Source organism: Knoellia terrae, assembly GCF_048606435.1.
Taxonomy (GTDB): Bacteria; Actinomycetota; Actinomycetes; order Actinomycetales; family Dermatophilaceae; genus Knoellia; species Knoellia terrae.
The window spans coordinates 198,510-213,191 of record NZ_JBMBWH010000004.1 but is presented as its reverse complement, the minus strand read 5'-3'; the positions used below and the strand labels follow the sequence as shown (position 1 = coordinate 213,191).

The 14,682-nt window shown below is 72.9% G+C and carries 14 protein-coding genes; 5 read left to right on the top strand and 9 right to left on the bottom strand.

Features of this window, described 5'->3' with window-relative positions; translation table 11 throughout:
- Positions 1-102 precede the first annotated feature (102 nt).
- A complete protein-coding gene (locus tag ACOJV9_RS07995; RefSeq protein ID WP_420184663.1) occupies positions 103-1,329 on the bottom strand; it encodes a deoxyguanosinetriphosphate triphosphohydrolase in 1,227 nt (408 codons plus the stop codon).
- A gap of 105 nt (positions 1,330-1,434) precedes the next feature.
- Here ACOJV9_RS07995 and ACOJV9_RS07990 point away from each other — a divergent pair, with 105 nt between their 5' ends.
- Complete coding sequence (locus ACOJV9_RS07990; protein WP_420184662.1) at positions 1,435-2,148, top strand: hypothetical protein; 714 nt, start codon at positions 1,435-1,437, stop codon at positions 2,146-2,148.
- Here ACOJV9_RS07990 and ACOJV9_RS07985 read toward each other — a convergent pair.
- On the bottom strand, positions 2,145-2,831 hold the full coding sequence (locus ACOJV9_RS07985) for a YdeI/OmpD-associated family protein (protein WP_420184661.1): 687 nt from the start codon (positions 2,829-2,831) through the stop codon (positions 2,145-2,147). The two genes, ACOJV9_RS07990 and ACOJV9_RS07985, sit on opposite strands and share 4 nt — an antisense overlap.
- A gap of 134 nt (positions 2,832-2,965) precedes the next feature.
- Between ACOJV9_RS07985 and ACOJV9_RS07980 the strand changes: the two genes are divergently transcribed.
- Positions 2,966-3,799: a glycosyltransferase family protein gene (locus tag ACOJV9_RS07980; RefSeq protein ID WP_420184660.1), complete on the top strand. Its 834-nt coding sequence runs from the start codon at positions 2,966-2,968 to the stop codon at positions 3,797-3,799.
- A 33-nt stretch (positions 3,800-3,832) separates the two neighbouring features.
- Here ACOJV9_RS07980 and dusB read toward each other — a convergent pair whose 3' ends face one another.
- Positions 3,833-5,044, bottom strand: a complete 1,212-nt coding sequence (dusB, locus tag ACOJV9_RS07975) for a tRNA dihydrouridine synthase DusB (RefSeq protein WP_420184659.1) — start codon at positions 5,042-5,044, stop codon at positions 3,833-3,835.
- A gap of 34 nt (positions 5,045-5,078) precedes the next feature.
- Between dusB and ACOJV9_RS07970 the strand changes: the two genes are divergently transcribed.
- From ACOJV9_RS07970 to ACOJV9_RS07960, 3 genes are all read left to right on the top strand, one after another.
- The gene (locus ACOJV9_RS07970) at positions 5,079-5,894 is read left to right on the top strand and encodes a sulfurtransferase (protein ID WP_420184658.1); all 816 of its coding nucleotides are present in this window, start codon (positions 5,079-5,081) and stop codon (positions 5,892-5,894) included.
- A 99-nt stretch (positions 5,895-5,993) separates the two neighbouring features.
- Positions 5,994-6,254 (top strand): hypothetical protein, encoded by a 261-nt coding sequence (locus tag ACOJV9_RS07965; protein WP_420184657.1) that lies wholly within the window; start codon positions 5,994-5,996, stop codon positions 6,252-6,254.
- A gap of 100 nt (positions 6,255-6,354) precedes the next feature.
- A complete protein-coding gene (locus ACOJV9_RS07960) occupies positions 6,355-9,075 on the top strand; it encodes an AAA family ATPase (RefSeq protein WP_420184656.1) in 2,721 nt (906 codons plus the stop codon).
- A 30-nt stretch (positions 9,076-9,105) separates the two neighbouring features.
- Here ACOJV9_RS07960 and ACOJV9_RS07955 read toward each other — a convergent pair whose 3' ends face one another.
- From ACOJV9_RS07955 to ACOJV9_RS07930, 6 genes are all read right to left on the bottom strand, one after another.
- Positions 9,106-10,866, bottom strand: coding sequence for a sigma factor-like helix-turn-helix DNA-binding protein (locus ACOJV9_RS07955; RefSeq protein ID WP_420184655.1), 1,761 nt, complete (start codon positions 10,864-10,866; stop codon positions 9,106-9,108).
- 129 nt (positions 10,867-10,995) lie between these two features.
- Positions 10,996-11,199, bottom strand: coding sequence for a cold-shock protein (locus ACOJV9_RS07950; protein ID WP_035934215.1), 204 nt, complete (start codon positions 11,197-11,199; stop codon positions 10,996-10,998).
- A 152-nt stretch (positions 11,200-11,351) separates the two neighbouring features.
- A complete protein-coding gene (locus tag ACOJV9_RS07945; RefSeq protein WP_420184654.1) occupies positions 11,352-11,606 on the bottom strand; it encodes a hypothetical protein in 255 nt (84 codons plus the stop codon).
- Positions 11,607-11,902: 296 nt separating this feature from the next.
- Entirely contained in the window at positions 11,903-12,562 is a 660-nt protein-coding gene (locus tag ACOJV9_RS07940; protein ID WP_420184653.1) for an FMN reductase, read from the bottom strand.
- Between the two features lies 1 nt (position 12,563).
- Positions 12,564-13,655 carry an LLM class flavin-dependent oxidoreductase gene (locus tag ACOJV9_RS07935; RefSeq protein WP_420184652.1) on the bottom strand — a complete coding sequence of 364 codons (1,092 nt, stop codon included), beginning with the start codon at positions 13,653-13,655 and terminating at the stop codon, positions 12,564-12,566.
- 131 nt (positions 13,656-13,786) lie between these two features.
- The gene (locus ACOJV9_RS07930; RefSeq protein ID WP_420184651.1) at positions 13,787-14,674 is read right to left on the bottom strand and encodes a hypothetical protein; all 888 of its coding nucleotides are present in this window, start codon (positions 14,672-14,674) and stop codon (positions 13,787-13,789) included.
- Between the last annotated feature and the right edge of the window lie 8 nt (positions 14,675-14,682).

Here is a 14,682-nt window from a genome sequence, read left to right as displayed (position 1 = left end):
GCGCTCCTCCCGTCCTCGTGTGCTCCCGTGTGGATGTTCAGTATGCCGCGCGGCTCCGGTCGGTCCGAGGCCGTGTCCCCATGCGTGGCACCCCGGTGGCCCTCAGCACCAGAGGGCGTGCAGGTGCCGCGCGCGGACGTCGGTGAGCGAGGCGACCTGGTCGACGACCACGCGCAGCGCGGCCTCGTCGGACGGTGCCGTCTCGTGGTCGGCGAGGAGGTCGGCGTCGAGCCGGGACGGGTCCTCGCGGTAGGCGGTGACGAGGTCCGCCACGATGTCGCGCTCCCCCGCCATGAGCTCGACGCGCTCGGCGACGTTCATGACGAAGTGGGCGGCGACCCCCTTGAGGACGGCGCACTCCGCCCGGGTCTGGTCGGGCACGACGAGGTCCGCCTCGAGGCGGACGAGGTCACCCATGCCGTGCCGTTCGCGCGTGGCGAGCTCGACGGCGTGAACGAAGCGGCCGATGAGCCGGGAGGTCATGTCCTTGAGCCCCGCGAGGTCGGCCCGTGTGCCGGCGTATGCCGTGGGAACGGTCCCCGTGGCCAGGATCCGTTCCAGCGCGGCGCCGAGGGCATCGGCCCCGAGGTCGGCCGCGTAGGCCGCCGTCGCGACCTCGAGGACGGCGTCGACCTCGGCGGCGTCCCGCAGGAGCCGCGGGTCCAGCCGCCCGGAGGCGATCGCGTCCTCGACGTCGTGCACCGAGTAGGCGACGTCGTCGGACCAGTCCATGACCTCGGCCTCGAACGCGCGCTGAGCCGGCGGCGCCCCCGACCGGAACCACTCGAACACCGGAAGGTCGTCGGCGTACACCCCGAACTTCGCGGTCACCGTCGGCGCCTCCCCGCGGGCCCACGGGTACTTGGTCGCGGCATCCAGCGAGGCCCGGGTGAGGTTGAGCCCTGCGGGCCGCCCATCCGCCTGGAAGCGCTTGGGTTCGAGCCGGGTGAGGATGCGCAGCGTCTGGGCGTTCCCCTCGAAGCCGCCGATGTCGGCGGCGATGGCGTTGAGCGCCGTCTCGCCGTTGTGGCCGAACGGGGGGTGCCCGAGGTCGTGCGCGAGGCACGCGGTGTCCACGACGTCGGCGTCACAGCCGAGAGCCGCACCGAACTCCCGCCCGATCTGGGCCACCTCGAGGCTGTGGGTGAGCCGGTTGCGGACGAAGTCGTCGCTGCCCGGCTGGAGCACCTGGGTCTTGGCGGACAACCGCCGCAGGGAGGCGGAGTGGACGAGCCGGGCCCGGTCCCGCGCGAAGTCGTCGCGGTCGGCGCGCTTGTGGGCCGGGTCCTCGGCCACCCATCGCTCCCGGTCACGGGCGGTGTACGTCACAAGGGCGACCCTAGAGGGTGGCGGACGACGCATAGGGTGGCACCAGACTTCGAGCGGTGGGAAGAGGTGGCCGTGCGCTGTGTGGTGGCCGGGACGGCCGGCCTGATGGCTTCCCTTCTCCTGCTCGCCGGGTGCACCGACGGCGGCGGCGCCGGTCCGTCCCCGTCGGGGGACGGACCCCGGCCTTCAGCCTCCCCCACGCGTGACCCGGCCGCCGTGGTCACCAGCGCCCGCGAGGCGGCGGCTGCGGCCCGGTCCGTCGTCGTCACCCGGATGACGCAGGACGGTGACGACTGGACCCACGAGGACATCGAGGTGGACTTCACGGCGCCTCCGTCCGCTCGTGTCCTGCACGTGGGCGACGACATCTGGACCCTCGACCTGGTGGAGGGGGTGGGCTACCTCAAGGACCAGGGCGACCGGAAGTCGACGAACCGGTGGAGCCGGCTCAGCGAGGCCGACACCGCGGCATACCTCCGGGACGTCTCGCCGGAGGGGTTGCTCGGTGCGCTCGACGCGGCGACCTCGGTGGCGCGGCCGACGGAGGCGACGGTCCGTGACGTGCCGGCCACCTGCCACGCCTTCGTCCTCGACGCCGCCAGGGCGCTGGCGGCGGAGCAGGCGGACGAGGAGGGATCGCCCGGCACGGCTCCCCCGACCACCGCCAGTGCGCGCCTGTGCCTGGACGGCGGCGGGCGCCCGGTCGAGTCGGTCGTGACGATCGGCGATCGGGTCACGACGTCGGTGTTCTCGCAGTGGGGCTTCGCCGTCGAGGCGATGCCACCTCCCGCGAACCTCGTCGACGAGCCGAGCGGCTAGGCCCGAGCGTCGCCGGCGTCGCCGGCGTCGCCGGCGGCGGCTGCGGCGGCGGCCGCGCGCTCGACCCACCTGGGTGTCGTGCCGTAGCGCTGGCCGGCGATGAGCCGGCCCTGCGCGCAGTCGTCGATGAGCTGGAGCAGCCGCTTCTCACGGGTGTCCTCGCGCTTGGCTGAGACGACCCAGTTCTCGGCGACACGGCGGTACGTCGGCGTTGCTGCCTCCCAGAACGCTGCCGCGGCGGGGTCGGCACGCAGCCGGCCCCGCTGGGCGTCATCGAGCTCACGGCCGGACTCGTAGGCGTAGACGCCGCTGCGCTCGGGTGTGCGCCTCTCGAACGCGGCGGTGCCCGCCGGTCGCATCAGGCCCTCGGCCGTCAACCGCTCGACGTGGGCGATGTTGACCGCACTCCAGATGCTGGACGACTTGCGAGGGGTCCAGCGCTGGCGCCGGGTGTCGTCGTCGATGCGCTGCGAGACGCTGTCGATCCAGCCGAAGCACAGCGCCACGGGCACGGCGTCCTCCCATGTCAGCCCCCGGTCCGCCACGTGCTTCTTGTTCAACCCCATCCACAGCTCCGAGGCCGTCTCGTGGTTCTCCTCGAGCCACGCACGGAACTCCGCAGCGTCGCGGAAGAAGAGCGCCGGACGCTCCTCCGAGCCACCCGGCATACCGATCTGTCGCATGGCCGGCAGTCTGGCAGCCAGGACGGACACCGGGCGATCGCACCAGCCCCCGTCCGTCGACCAGTACCGTTCGACAACGAGTAGCGCTCATCGGCACACCGGTGCGGAGGAGAGTGGCCGAAGGAGGACTGGTCATGAGCGGATCGAGCCCATCCCGTCGCCCGCCGACCCCCACGGGCAGCCGCGGCGTGCTGGTGACGGCGGCCGGCCCGACCATGAGCGGGCTGCTCCATGAGCTCGCCCTGCCGACGTTCCGACGCTACGGCGGTCGCTGGGGGTACGAGGTGCGCGCGGTCGAGCTCCCGGACGACGGCAACGCGGCCGACGGGGCCGCCCGACGCGCCAAGTGGGCCAAGATCGCCGTGCTGCGTCAGGCCCTGGCCGAGTTTCCCCTCGCGCTGTGGCTCGACGCGGACGTCCTGCTCACCCGCGACGACGAGGACATCGCCCAGCACCTCCATCCCGAGCACTTCCAGGCCCTGGCGCTGGAACAGGTGCCGTTCGAGCACCGGGTCAACCCCAACACCGGGGTCTGGTTGATGCGGTCCTGCCCCGAGGCCTTCGGCTTCCTCGATGCCGTCGAGGAGGCCGGACCGCAGCCGGGGCCATGGGCGGACCAGGGCGCGGTCCTCGCGGCCCTCGGCTGGAACCGCGGGGACGAGGACCACCACTGGGCCCGCCCCGGGGCCGGTTCGCGCTTCCTGGACGGGACGAGCTGGCTGCCGCCGGGCTGGAACCAGCCGTTCCTCGACGGGCGCACGAGCGAGACCTGCTACAACTCACCGGCCGAGTCCTATGCGACCAGGCCACGGGTCCCCTTCCCGCATGCGCTCCACTTCATGGGCATGACCGCGCAGGCGCGTGCCGACCAGATGAGGCGTGTGGCCGCGATGCTGCCCGCCTTCTCGGAGCAGCAAGCCGGAGCCATCGCCGGACCGGAGAGCCGGGGACGAACCGCGCCCGAGTGACGGGGCGGTCGACCGAGCACGGTCAGGTCCTGCTCAGCCGCCGGAGACCGAGAGCTCGGCCTGCGCGACCTGGGCGCGCTGGGCGTCGTCGAGCTCGCGCGAGCGCAGCCAGTTCTCGGGCAGGGCCACGACCCGCGGCGAGCCCGCCCGGCCGCGTTGACCCTCGGCCGGCTCACCGGGCCACGGCGCGTCGAGGTCCATGCTCCCGATGAGGTCGTCGAGGGCCTGGAGGCTGTCGACGAGGGCCAGCTGGTTGCGGACCGAGGAGCCCGCCGGGAAGCCCTTGAGGTACCACGCGATGTGCTTGCGGATGTCGCGGCAGCCACGCAGCTCGTCACCGTCGTAGAAGTCGACGAGGTATGCCGCGTGCCGCCGGAGCGTCTGCGTCACCTCGCGCAGCCCGGGCTGGACGCGGGCGGTCGTGCCGGCGAAGGCGGCCGCGAGGTCGGTGAACAGCCACGGCCGGCCGAGGCACCCACGGCCCACGACGACACCGTCGCAGCCGGTCCGCCGCACCATCTCGAGCGCGTCGTCGGCGGACCAGATGTCGCCGTTGCCGAGGACCGGCACCGTCGTCACCGCCTCCTTGAGCCGGGCGATCGCGGACCAGTCGGCCTGTCCCGAGTAGGCCTGCGCCGCGGTGCGGCCGTGCAGCGCGACCGCGGCCGCGCCCTCACCCTCGGCGATGCGTCCCGCCTCGAGGTAGGTCACGTGGTCGGCGTCGATGCCGATCCGCATCTTCACCGTGACCGGCACGTCGTGGGACTGGGCCTCACGGACGACGGCACTGACGATGCCCCGGAAGAGCTCGGTCTTCCACGGCAGTGCCGCTCCCCCGCCCTTGCGGGTCACCTTCGGGACCGGGCAGCCGAAGTTGAGGTCGATGTGGTCGGCGCGGTCCTCGGTGACGAGCATCCGGGCGGCGAGGCCGGCCGTGACCGGGTCGACCGAGTAGAGCTGGACCGAGCGAGGGTGCTCCTCCGGCCCGTGGCTGATGAGCCGCATCGTCTCGGGGCTGCGCTCGACGAGGGCGCGCGAGGTCACCATCTCGTTGACGTAGAGGCTGGTGGCGCCGCTCGCGCCACCGGCCTCGGAGCCGGCCGAACCGTACTCACGGCAGAGCCGGCGAAACGCCCGGTTCGTGATCCCGGCCATCGGCGCGAGCACGACGGGTGACTCGATCGTGTGCCGCCCGATCTGCAGCGGGGGCAGGAGGGGCGTCGAGGTGAGGGCTGCGGCAGTCATGACCGCACGATTCTCCCACTGGTTGACTGGCGCCATGTCCACGCTCCTCACCCCCGCCGAGCTCGGGGCACTCATCGACGCCGGTTCCGTGCGCGTGCTCGACGTCCAGTACACCCTGACCGGCGAGGGTCCTGCCCTGTATGCCGCGGCGCACCTGCCGGGAGCACCGCACCTCGACCTCGACGCCGTCCTCGCCGGCGCACCGGGGCCCGGTGGCCGTCACCCGCTGCCCGAGCCGGCCGTGCTCGAGGCCGGCCTGCGGCGGGTCGGAGTCCGCGACGGCGATGCCGTGGTGGTCTACGACCAGGAGACGTCGTTGGCGGCGGCCCGGGCGTGGTGGGTGCTGCGCTGGGCGGGACTCACGGACGTGCGGGTCCTCGACGGTGGGCTGGCCGCGTGGCGGGCTGCTGGTCTGGTGGCGACCTCCGACGTGCCGGACGTGGACCCGGGTGACGTGAGGGTCGTGCCCGGTTCCCTCCCGGTGCGCGAGGCCGAGGACGCAGCGCGCGTGGCGCGCGACGGCATACTCCTCGACTCCCGTGCGGCAGAACGCTTCCGGGGCGAGACCGAGCCCATCGACGCCGTCGCGGGCCACATCCCCGGTGCACGCAACGCGCCGATGGCGGAACAGCTGGCGAGCGATGGCCGCTTCCGGTCGCCGGAGGAGCTGAGGGACTACTTCGCGCGGCTCGGCGTCGACCAGTCCGGCCCGGTGGGGACGACATGCGGATCCGGCGTCACGGCCGCGCACACAGCGCTGGCCCTGCATCTCGCCGGCATCGAGGCGACGCCCTACATCGGGTCGTGGAGCCACTGGATCACCGACCCCGGCCGGCCGGTCGAGTGCTAGGGAAACCCCGGGTGCCGTGGCCGGCCGTGCTCTCTAGCGTCGGAGTTCCACACAGTCAGACCGTGACCGAGGGGCCACGGCTTCCCGAAAGGCACTCCCATGAACCGTAGGACCGTCAGGACGATCGCCGTCACCCTGAGCACGCTCGGCGTGCTGACGGTCGCTCCCCAGGCCGCCTTCGCGGCCGGACCCCAGCCGCTCCCCGCAGCCGCCTGCAACGACGCCACCGCGCGGGCCTCCGCGAACGCACCCACCAGAACCTCGTCCGAAGCCATCCCGCACGCCGAGCACGCCTACCCGGTCCCGGTCGCCTACTGCCACCACTTCAACCCCACGGCAACGCCGCCCGTTGCACCCTGAGCACGGCCGGTGGTGGGCGGCGCCCCAGGGCGTCGCCCACTTCCGTGCGTGATCGGGGCAAAAGCGAGCGCCGGCTCCGGGGTGTGCCTAGGGTTGAGGCGTGAGTCGAGACGTCATCGGACGTGACGCCGAGCTCGCCCAGCTCCGGGACCTCGTCGCGGACGCGGTGGCCGGGCAGGGGGGTGCGCTGGCGGTGGTCGGTCCCCCGGGGATCGGCAAGTCGTCGCTGCTCGCAGCCGCCACCTCCGACCTGGCTGCCGACCCCACGGTGGACCTCCTCTGCCTGACCGGGGTCGAGGCCGAGCACGACGTCCCCTTCGCGGCGCTCGCGATGCTCGTCGGCCCCGACCCCGAGAAGTACGACGTGCTGACGCCCACCCAGTCGCGTGCCCTGCTCGTGGCGACCGGGGCCACGGACGGCCCACCGCCGGGGCGGATGGTGCTGGGCGGCATCCTGGTCGCCCTGCTCTCCGCTCGCGCCGAACGACGGCCCGTGGTCGTCGTCGTCGACGACCTGCAGTGGGTGGACCGCGCCTCTGCCGAAACGGTCGTGTTCGCCGCGCGACGCCTGGCGGCGGAGCGGGTCGCAGTCATCCTCGGATCGCGGCCTGCTGACGGCTCCGACGACGACGGCCTCGCACCGCTCCTCCGATCGGTGCCGGAGCTGCGGCTGGACGGTCTGCCCCTGGCGCAGTGCCGCCGACTGGTGCCCGAGCTGGCCACGGATGTCGTGACCACCCTGACGGAACGCACCGGCGGCAACCCCCTCGCGATCCTGGAGTCGTCGGCACTGCTCGACGAGGACGTGCGCGCCGGGACCCTCCCGCTCCCCCATCAGCTCCCGCACACGTCGGCCACCGAAAGCTATCGCCACCTTCTCTCGTCCTTGCCGCCTGCGGCACGGGAGGGGTCACGGCTGTTCGCGTATGCCGGTCGCGCGCCCGGTGACCTCGTCGAGGAGGCGTTGGCCAAGCTCTCCATCACCCTGGCGGACCTCGAGCCGTTCGAGCAGACCGGTCTGGGCCGGCTGACCCGGGACGGTGTGCAGTGGCGCCACCCGTTGGTGCGCAGCACCGCCGCGGAGGGCACCGTGGAGCAGGTTCGACGCATCCACGCGGTCCTCGGCGAGTGCTGGGCCTCCGAACCGGGCGGACGCCGACAATGGGCCTGGCACATGGCCGAGTCGGTCTCGGGCCATCACCAGGGGATCGCCGACGCCCTTGCCGACGTGGCCGAGTCGAGCGCCGGTCGCGACGCGTCGCTGGAGGCGGCCGACGCCTGGGAACGTGCCTCGGAGCTGTCCGAGGACTCCGACCGGCGGCAGCGGTGGCTCGGACGGGCTGCCGACGCCGCCTTCCGTGGGGGCGCAGCGATCCGGGCTGCTCGCCTCTACGACGCCGCCCTGGCCGTCACGACGACCGACGTCGACGAGTCGAGAGCCGTCCTGCTACACGAACGGGGCCGCGTCGAGCACGCGCTGGGCCGCCCCTCCCAAGCCTTCTCCCTGCTCATGGAGGCCGCGAGGGCGGGGAGCAAGCAGCAGCGCGTGTGGGCAGCCGCCGAGGCGGTCTTCGCCGGGATGTATGCGCGTCGACCCGACTGGGCCCGGCTCGCGGCGACGACCGCACTCTCGCTGCACGACCCCGATGACGCGGTGCAGCGCTTCCTCGCCCACCATGCCCGGGGAGCGGCTGCCTCCCTGGCCGGCGACCAGCCGGGCGCCGAGGAGGCGCTGCGGCTGGCCCAGGCCGTCCTGAGCGAGGAGCGGTTGCTCGACGACCACCTCGGGCTCCTGCTCTGGGCCGTGAACGCCGACCTGTTCCTGGACCGCGAGCTCCCTGCGCTGCCCACCGAGGTCCAGCAGCACGTGACCCGGCTGCGTGAGAGCGGGGAGCTCATGTGGTCGCCGCGCGTCGTCCGGCTCGCCGCGATCCGTGACCACTCGCGCGGGCTCTGGGACCGGGCGTATGCCGCCTTCGAGGAGGCCACGGAGCTGTCGCGGGTGTCCGGGCAGCGCACCCAGGTCGCCGAAGGGCTCCTGCGGCAGGCTGCCGTCGAGGCGGCCCGCGGCGAGCGCGAGCCGTGCTGGGAGCACACGGAGGAGGCCCGCGAGATCGTGCAGCACCTGGAGGTGCGCTGGCTGGAGGAGGACGCGTGGTCGATCCGTGGCCTGCTGCACCTCTCCCTCGACGAGCCGGAGTCGGCGGTCGAGTGCTACCGGCGCTGCACCGGCCTCGGCCCCGACGGCACGCTCGACCTCGTCGAGGCGTTGGTGCGGGCCGGACGCACGGCCGAGGCCGAGAGGGCCCTGGGCGGCTCGGGCCATCCGAGCCGGGGCCCCCGGTCGGTGGCCGTGGCCCTGCTCGCCGACGACCACGCGGGCGCGCAACGTCTGCTCCAGCACGCCCAGGAGGTCGGTGACGTCTTCGAGGCGGCACGGTGGAGGTTCACCGCCGGGTCGATGCTGCGCCGCTGTGGTGCTCGACGGGAGGCCCGGAAGCACCTCCGCCTCGCCGAGACGGTGTTCGTGGGGCTGCGCGCCACGCCGTGGGTGCTCCGTGTCCAGCAGGAGCTCCGGGCGTCCGGCGCCACCGTGCGGCAGGGCCCCGAGGGGCAGGCCCTCACGGCCGGCGAGCTGCGTGTGGCCGGTCTGGTGGCGCAGGGACGGTCGAACAAGGAGGTCGCGGGCGCGCTGTTCCTCAGCACCAAGACGGTGGAGTTCCACCTCGGCCGTGCCTTCCGCAAGCTGGGGGTGAGCAACAGGACGTCCCTGGCTGCCCGCCTCGCCGAGCAGGGTCATGGTCGGTCGACCGCCTCGTAGAGAGGGCCACTCGAGCCTGCTCGCCGTGCGTCAGGGGGCGATCGCGACTGACGCCGCGGGGCTGCCGAGAACCGGTGGCTCCTGCTGTCGACCCGGAAGGGTGGAGACGCGCAGGAGCGCACCGGTCCGGGCGTTCCACATGAGCAGGTCGGTGATCCTCCACCGGACGAGGATCTCGTCCTTGTAGGCCCAGCCCAGCACCTCGCAGCACCCGACCGCGACCCCCTCGCTGCCGGGTGCCACGAGCAGGCGGGCGCCGGTCAGCTGCCGGGCGTCGAGGGTCAGCACTCCCTGGAACAGGCGCATGGGGCGCTGCCGGTTCAGCTCCAGTGCTGCCGGCTGGCTGAGGAACCCGCCCGTGGCGAGCCGGTCCTCGTCGTTGCTGAACGTGGCTCCCCAGGTGCCGCTGAGCAGGCCGGGACCGGTGCGGCTCGCCGAGCCGGTGCCGCGGTCGTCGTAGCCCTGGATCCGCAGGTCGTCCGCCGTGGCCGTGACCCGGTGCGGTCCGTGGTAGACCGCCTGGCCCAGGCGCCGCACCTGACCGGTGTCCGGTGACACCCGCCACCGGTAGGTCTGTGACCACACGTTGACCTCGCGACCCACCCAGCCGCCCTCATGGAGGTGGCGGTCGGGGACCGTGAAGGACCGGACCGTCGCCGTGAAGGCATCGAGGACGTGCACCTTGCCCGGCTGGAGGAACATGACGTGGCGCCGGTCGTCCGCAATGGCCGTGACCTCGAGCGGATCGGCGGAGGTGCCGCCCTCGTCGAGCGTCGGGACGAGGGGCACGGTGTCGACGAGCACGTAGGGGTTGGCCAGGGTCGGGCGCACGAGCACGGCCCGCAAACCCTGCGCGGTGTGCCGCAGCAGGACCGCCCGCACGGGTGCCCCGCTGCCTCCCACCGCGCTGAGGTCCGGCATCCGGGTGTCGGGCCCGAACGCCAGCACGTCCGGCAGGGCGAGCTGGCCACGCGTGGCGTCGGGGACCCGGGGGAGGTCGGCCAGCTGCCGCGCCGTGGGACCGACCTGTGCGGGGACCCCGAGCACGTCCACCTCGCTCGGGTCCCACTCCGCGCCCACGACCGGCTGCGGAGGCTGCGACGGGCGGAAGGTCGTCGGCCGGTCGCTGCCGTCGGGTCCCCACGGGATGACGACCACCCCCACGACCACCGCCGTGGCGACGGCGAGGGCCGTGGCTCCGGCGCGACGACGTCGCTCCCGGATCGACCGGGCTCCCTCACGGGCGGGCGCGACGAGGTCACGCTCGGTGAGGTGCTCGGCCGCCGCGTCGAGGACTCGCTCGAGGTCGGCGACCCGGGCGCCGGGGGGTGAGGCCCCGACCCCCGGCAGGAGCGCGTCCAGGCGCCGGAGGGCCGCGGACTCGTGTGCTGCGACCCCACGGGTCGACAGGCCGAGGGCTGCAGCCGCGTCGTGCTGGCTGCGACGCTCGACGTGGCGCAGGACGATGACGGCCCGCTGGCGTGGAGCCAGGGCTGCGAGCGCGACCTCGACGGCGCTGCGGGGCCGCTCCGCACTCGGGTCGGACGCGGAGGACCGCCGGCCGGCTCGTGCGGTGAGGGCGCGGTAGAGGACACGTCGGACGAAGGCGTCGAGGTCCTCGTCCCCCAGGGTCCGCCAGCTCACCCAGAGGGTGGTGAACGCCTCCCGGACGAGGCGCTCGGCCCGCTGCTCGTCCCCGCAGACGAGGTAGGCCGCCCTGAGCAGCTCGTGCTGGCGCGCGCGGACGAAGTCGGCGAACTCGTCGTCGACCTCGCGCAGCGGAGCGGTCACCCTGACAGGGTCTCCCACCTCACCGGCATACGCGAGGTCCTGTCGGGAACGCGCCGGGCAGAACGAAGGCCCCCCGACCTCGCGGTCGGGGGGCCTTCGCCGAGATCGGTGTCTCGAAAGTGCTACAGGTCAGAGACCCTTGACCTTCTCAGCCTGCGGACCCTTCGGGCCCTGCGTGACGTCGAACTCGACCTTCTGGCCTTCCTGGAGCTCGCGGTAGCCGCCGCTCTCGATGGCCGAGTAGTGAACGAAGACGTCAGCGCCGCCGCCGTCCTGCTCGATGAAGCCGAAGCCCTTTTCGCTGTTGAACCACTTCACGGTGCCGGTTGCCACTTGGTGTTGCCTATCTGTGTTGCGAGAACTCCCGTGTGGAGAACTCATGCCGCCGATTCTCCGACCCGGTCACACACGCGGAACTGGTAGCGCGAGCGAGTTGGTCGTGTCGGCCACGTAGGACGTGGACTAGAAAGGCAACGAGGATGACGTTAGCAGCACTCGGGCACGGAGTGTTCATCGCGACCGGACCAGCCGCGGCGAGTCGCGCCGACACCGGCAGCGCCGGGGCCGTCAGAGGGGACGACCATCGTGCCGGTGTTGCCGCCGGCGAGCAGGTCGAGGAAGTCTTGCGGTGCGTTGTCCAAGCCCTCGCGCACGGTTTCTTCCCACGTCACCACACCCTCCGCGAGCCACCCCGCCATGAGGTCCGTGAACTCAGCGGCCTTGTCGGAGTAAGCGCCCACGAGGAAACCCTGCAGGCTGAGCTGCTTGCCGAGGGCCAGAGCAAGGTTGCGTGGACCCGGGGTGGGCTCCGTGGCGTTGTCCTGACGTGGGCGGCGAGCACCTCGAGGCGGCCATCTCCTCGATGCGCCCGCACGGACGAATTGCGCTCTGCGGAGCCATCGCCCGTCGCCCTTGGCCAGCCGGGCGGCCTACCGCAGACCGCCGTATGCCGTGAGACCGGTCATCCCGAGCGCGCCGAGGTACGCGGACTCGGGAGCGAGCCCGGCCGTCGGTCGCGACGGACGGACGGGGCAGCTCAGGACGAGGCGCGGTGCAGCAGCTCGCTGAAGTCGGTCACCTCGTCGAAGCGGTCGGTGAACCCGGCCTCTCGCTGCTCCGTCACGGCCGGCAGGAAGCCGCCCCGTCGGGAGTCCGTGCCGCCCGGGGCGGCGAGCATCGCGCTGACCAGCTCGGCTGCGGCCCGGTCGACCCGGCGGTCGAGCCCGGTCGTGCCGAAGTCGTCGGTGGCGGCCATGACGCCCGTCGGGACGACCGACGCGTGCAGGTAGGAGAACAGCGGGCGCATCGCGTGGTCGAGCATGAGCGAGTGCCGCGCCGACCCGCCGGTCGCGGCGACGAGCACGGGCCGGCCGTCGAGCGCCCCCACGTCGAGGTTGTCGAAGAAGGACTTGAACAGGCCGCTGTAGGAACCCGAGAACACCGGTGACACGGCGACGAGGGCGTCGGCGGAGAGCACCTTCTCGATCGCCGTCGTCAGCTCCCCACTGGGGAAGCGGGTGAGCATCTGGTCAGCGATGAGCCGCGCCAGGGGACGGAGCTCGACGACCTCGATCGTCACATCCTCGCCGTGGGCGGTGACGTGACGGTCGACGGCCTCGAGGAGGCGGTCGGCGAGCAGGCGGGTCGAGCTCGGCTCGGACAGGCCGGCGGAGACGGCGACGATGCGGCGGGTCAACTCAGACCTCCACGGTCTCGGGGTGGGCGATGCGCTCGGCGTGGCGCGGAGCGGTTGCGGGGACGTGGGCGGGGCGGCGGGCGTCGGCGATCCGGCGCAGCTCGGGCACGACCTCGCCTCCGAGGATGTCGAGCTGCTCGAGGACCGTCTTCAGCGGCAGGCCCGCGTGGTCCATGAGGAAGAGCTGGCGCTGGTAGTCGCCGACCTGGTCCGCCATGGCGCCGTAGCGCTCGATGACCTGCTGGGGCGAGCCGACGGTCAGCGGCGTCTCGCGCGCGAAGTCCTCGAGCGAGGGGCCGTGCCCGTAGACGGGTGCGTTGTCGAAGTAGGGACGGAACTCGCGCACCGCGTCCTGGCTGTTGGCCCTCATGAACACCTGGCCGCCCAGACCCACGATGGCCTGGTCGTGCTTGCCGTGGCCGTGGTGCTGGTAGCGGCGGCGGTAGAGGTTGACCATCTGCTTGGTGTGCGACATCGGCCAGAAGATGTTGTTGTGGAAGAAGCCGTCGCCGTAGTAGGCCGCCTGCTCGGCGATCTCGGGGCTGCGGATCGAGCCGTGCCAGACGAAGGGCGGCACGCCGTCGAGCGGCCTCGGGGTGGACGTGAAGCCCTGCAGCGGCGTGCGGAACTTGCCCTGCCAGGTCACGGCCTCCTCGGTCCAGAGCCGGCGCAGCAGCGCGTAGTTCTCGACTGCGAGGTCGATGCCGTCGCGGATGTCCTTCCCGAACCACGGGTACACCGGTCCGGTGTTGCCGCGGCCCATGATGAGGTCGACCCGGCCGTCGGCGAGGTGCTGGAGGTAGGCGTAGTCCTCCGCGATCCGCACCGGGTCGTTGGTCGTGATGAGCGTCGTCGAGGTGGAGAGCACGAGGCGCTCGGTCTGCGCGGCCACGTGGGCCAGCAGCACGGCCGGGTTCGCCGGGGCGGCGAACGGCGGGTTGTGGTGCTCCCCCGTCGCGAAGACGTCGAGCCCGACCTCCTCCGCCTTCTTCGCGATGGCGACGGTGGCTTTGATGCGCTCGTTCTCGGTGGGCGCGCGGCCGGTGGTCGGGTCCGTGGTGACGTCCCCGACGGTGAAGATGCCGAACTCCATCTCGCATGCTCCTTGGTTCAAGTAGTTGATGATTCAATCTATCTAACCGAGGGGTGCGGCCGGGCATTCCCTACGTCGCTCACCTGCCGGGGGCTCCGTGACGGGTCGGGGCGTGCCGGAGTCCCGACCCGTCAGGGAAGCCCCGACACGTCGGCCCGCGCGGCGTCGAGGCGCTTCTGGGCGGCGACGACCGCCTTTCGCGCCACCCGTGCCGCGTCCTCTGCGGCCTCCAGCTCGGCCTGGGCCTGCCTCATCTGGGCCTGCGCGGCCTCCACCTCCGCCTCCGCCCGACGCCGGGCCTTCGCCGCGGCCTTGGCGGCCTTGGCCTCCGCCACGGCCCGGGCGAGCTCCTCCGCCGTCAGCTCGTCGTCGTCCTCGTCGTCCTCGTCGTCCTGGCCCTCACCCTCGCGGCGCTCGGCCTCGCCTGCCGCTCCCGAGTCGCCGGACGCTCCGGGTGCCCCGGCGCCACCGGGCAGCACCGACATGATCGACCCGGAGCTCGTCACCCCCACGGCGCCCGAGAGGTCGACCTCCCCGAAGCCGCTGTAGCTGAGCGCCCGCGTCAGCTGGCCTGAGCAGAGTGCCTCCGCGGCGCTCTCGTCGGCCAGGGCCGCGATGGCCGAGGCGCGCACCTCGTCGTGACCGCTCGCGCTGAGGGCGGCGCCTGCCGCCGTGGCCACCTCCGCGACGCGGTCGACGTATGCCGCGACGGTCGCGTCCCGCTCCCCCCTCACCGACCGGAGGGTGCCGGCGTCCAGGCGCGACTGCGCGGCTCGCATCCGAGCTCCGAGGCCGACGAGGTCGCGCACGACCTCCGGGTCCTCGCGCGAGGTGAGGTTCATGGCCCACGCCGTCACCGTGGGCTTGCGCAGCGCGAGCACCTCCTTGGCCGCCGCGGGGCCGGCCGATGACTTCGCGGTCGCGGCCAGCGCCTTGCGGGACGCGACGAACTCCCCCAGCGGGACGGCATACAGACTGGTCGCGGCAGCGGCGACTGCCTCCTCGACCTCGTCAGCCATGGCCGTCC

Excerpts from the sequence above, each read along its gene's own strand:
- ACOJV9_RS07990 (WP_420184662.1), top strand. The coding sequence starts at position 1,435 with ATGGCTTCCCTTCTCCTGCTCGCCGGGTGCACCGACGGCGGCGGCGCC.
- ACOJV9_RS07965 (WP_420184657.1), top strand. The coding sequence starts at position 5,994 with ATGAACCGTAGGACCGTCAGGACGATCGCCGTCACCCTGAGCACGCTC.
- ACOJV9_RS07935 (WP_420184652.1), bottom strand. The coding sequence starts at position 13,655 with ATGGAGTTCGGCATCTTCACCGTCGGGGACGTCACCACGGACCCGACC.
- ACOJV9_RS07970 (WP_420184658.1), top strand. The coding sequence starts at position 5,079 with ATGTCCACGCTCCTCACCCCCGCCGAGCTCGGGGCACTCATCGACGCC.
- dusB (WP_420184659.1), bottom strand. The coding sequence starts at position 5,044 with ATGACTGCCGCAGCCCTCACCTCGACGCCCCTCCTGCCCCCGCTGCAG.
- ACOJV9_RS07930 (WP_420184651.1), bottom strand. The coding sequence starts at position 14,674 with ATGGCTGACGAGGTCGAGGAGGCAGTCGCCGCTGCCGCGACCAGTCTG.
- ACOJV9_RS07985 (WP_420184661.1), bottom strand. The coding sequence starts at position 2,831 with ATGCGACAGATCGGTATGCCGGGTGGCTCGGAGGAGCGTCCGGCGCTC.
- ACOJV9_RS07980 (WP_420184660.1), top strand. The coding sequence starts at position 2,966 with ATGAGCGGATCGAGCCCATCCCGTCGCCCGCCGACCCCCACGGGCAGC.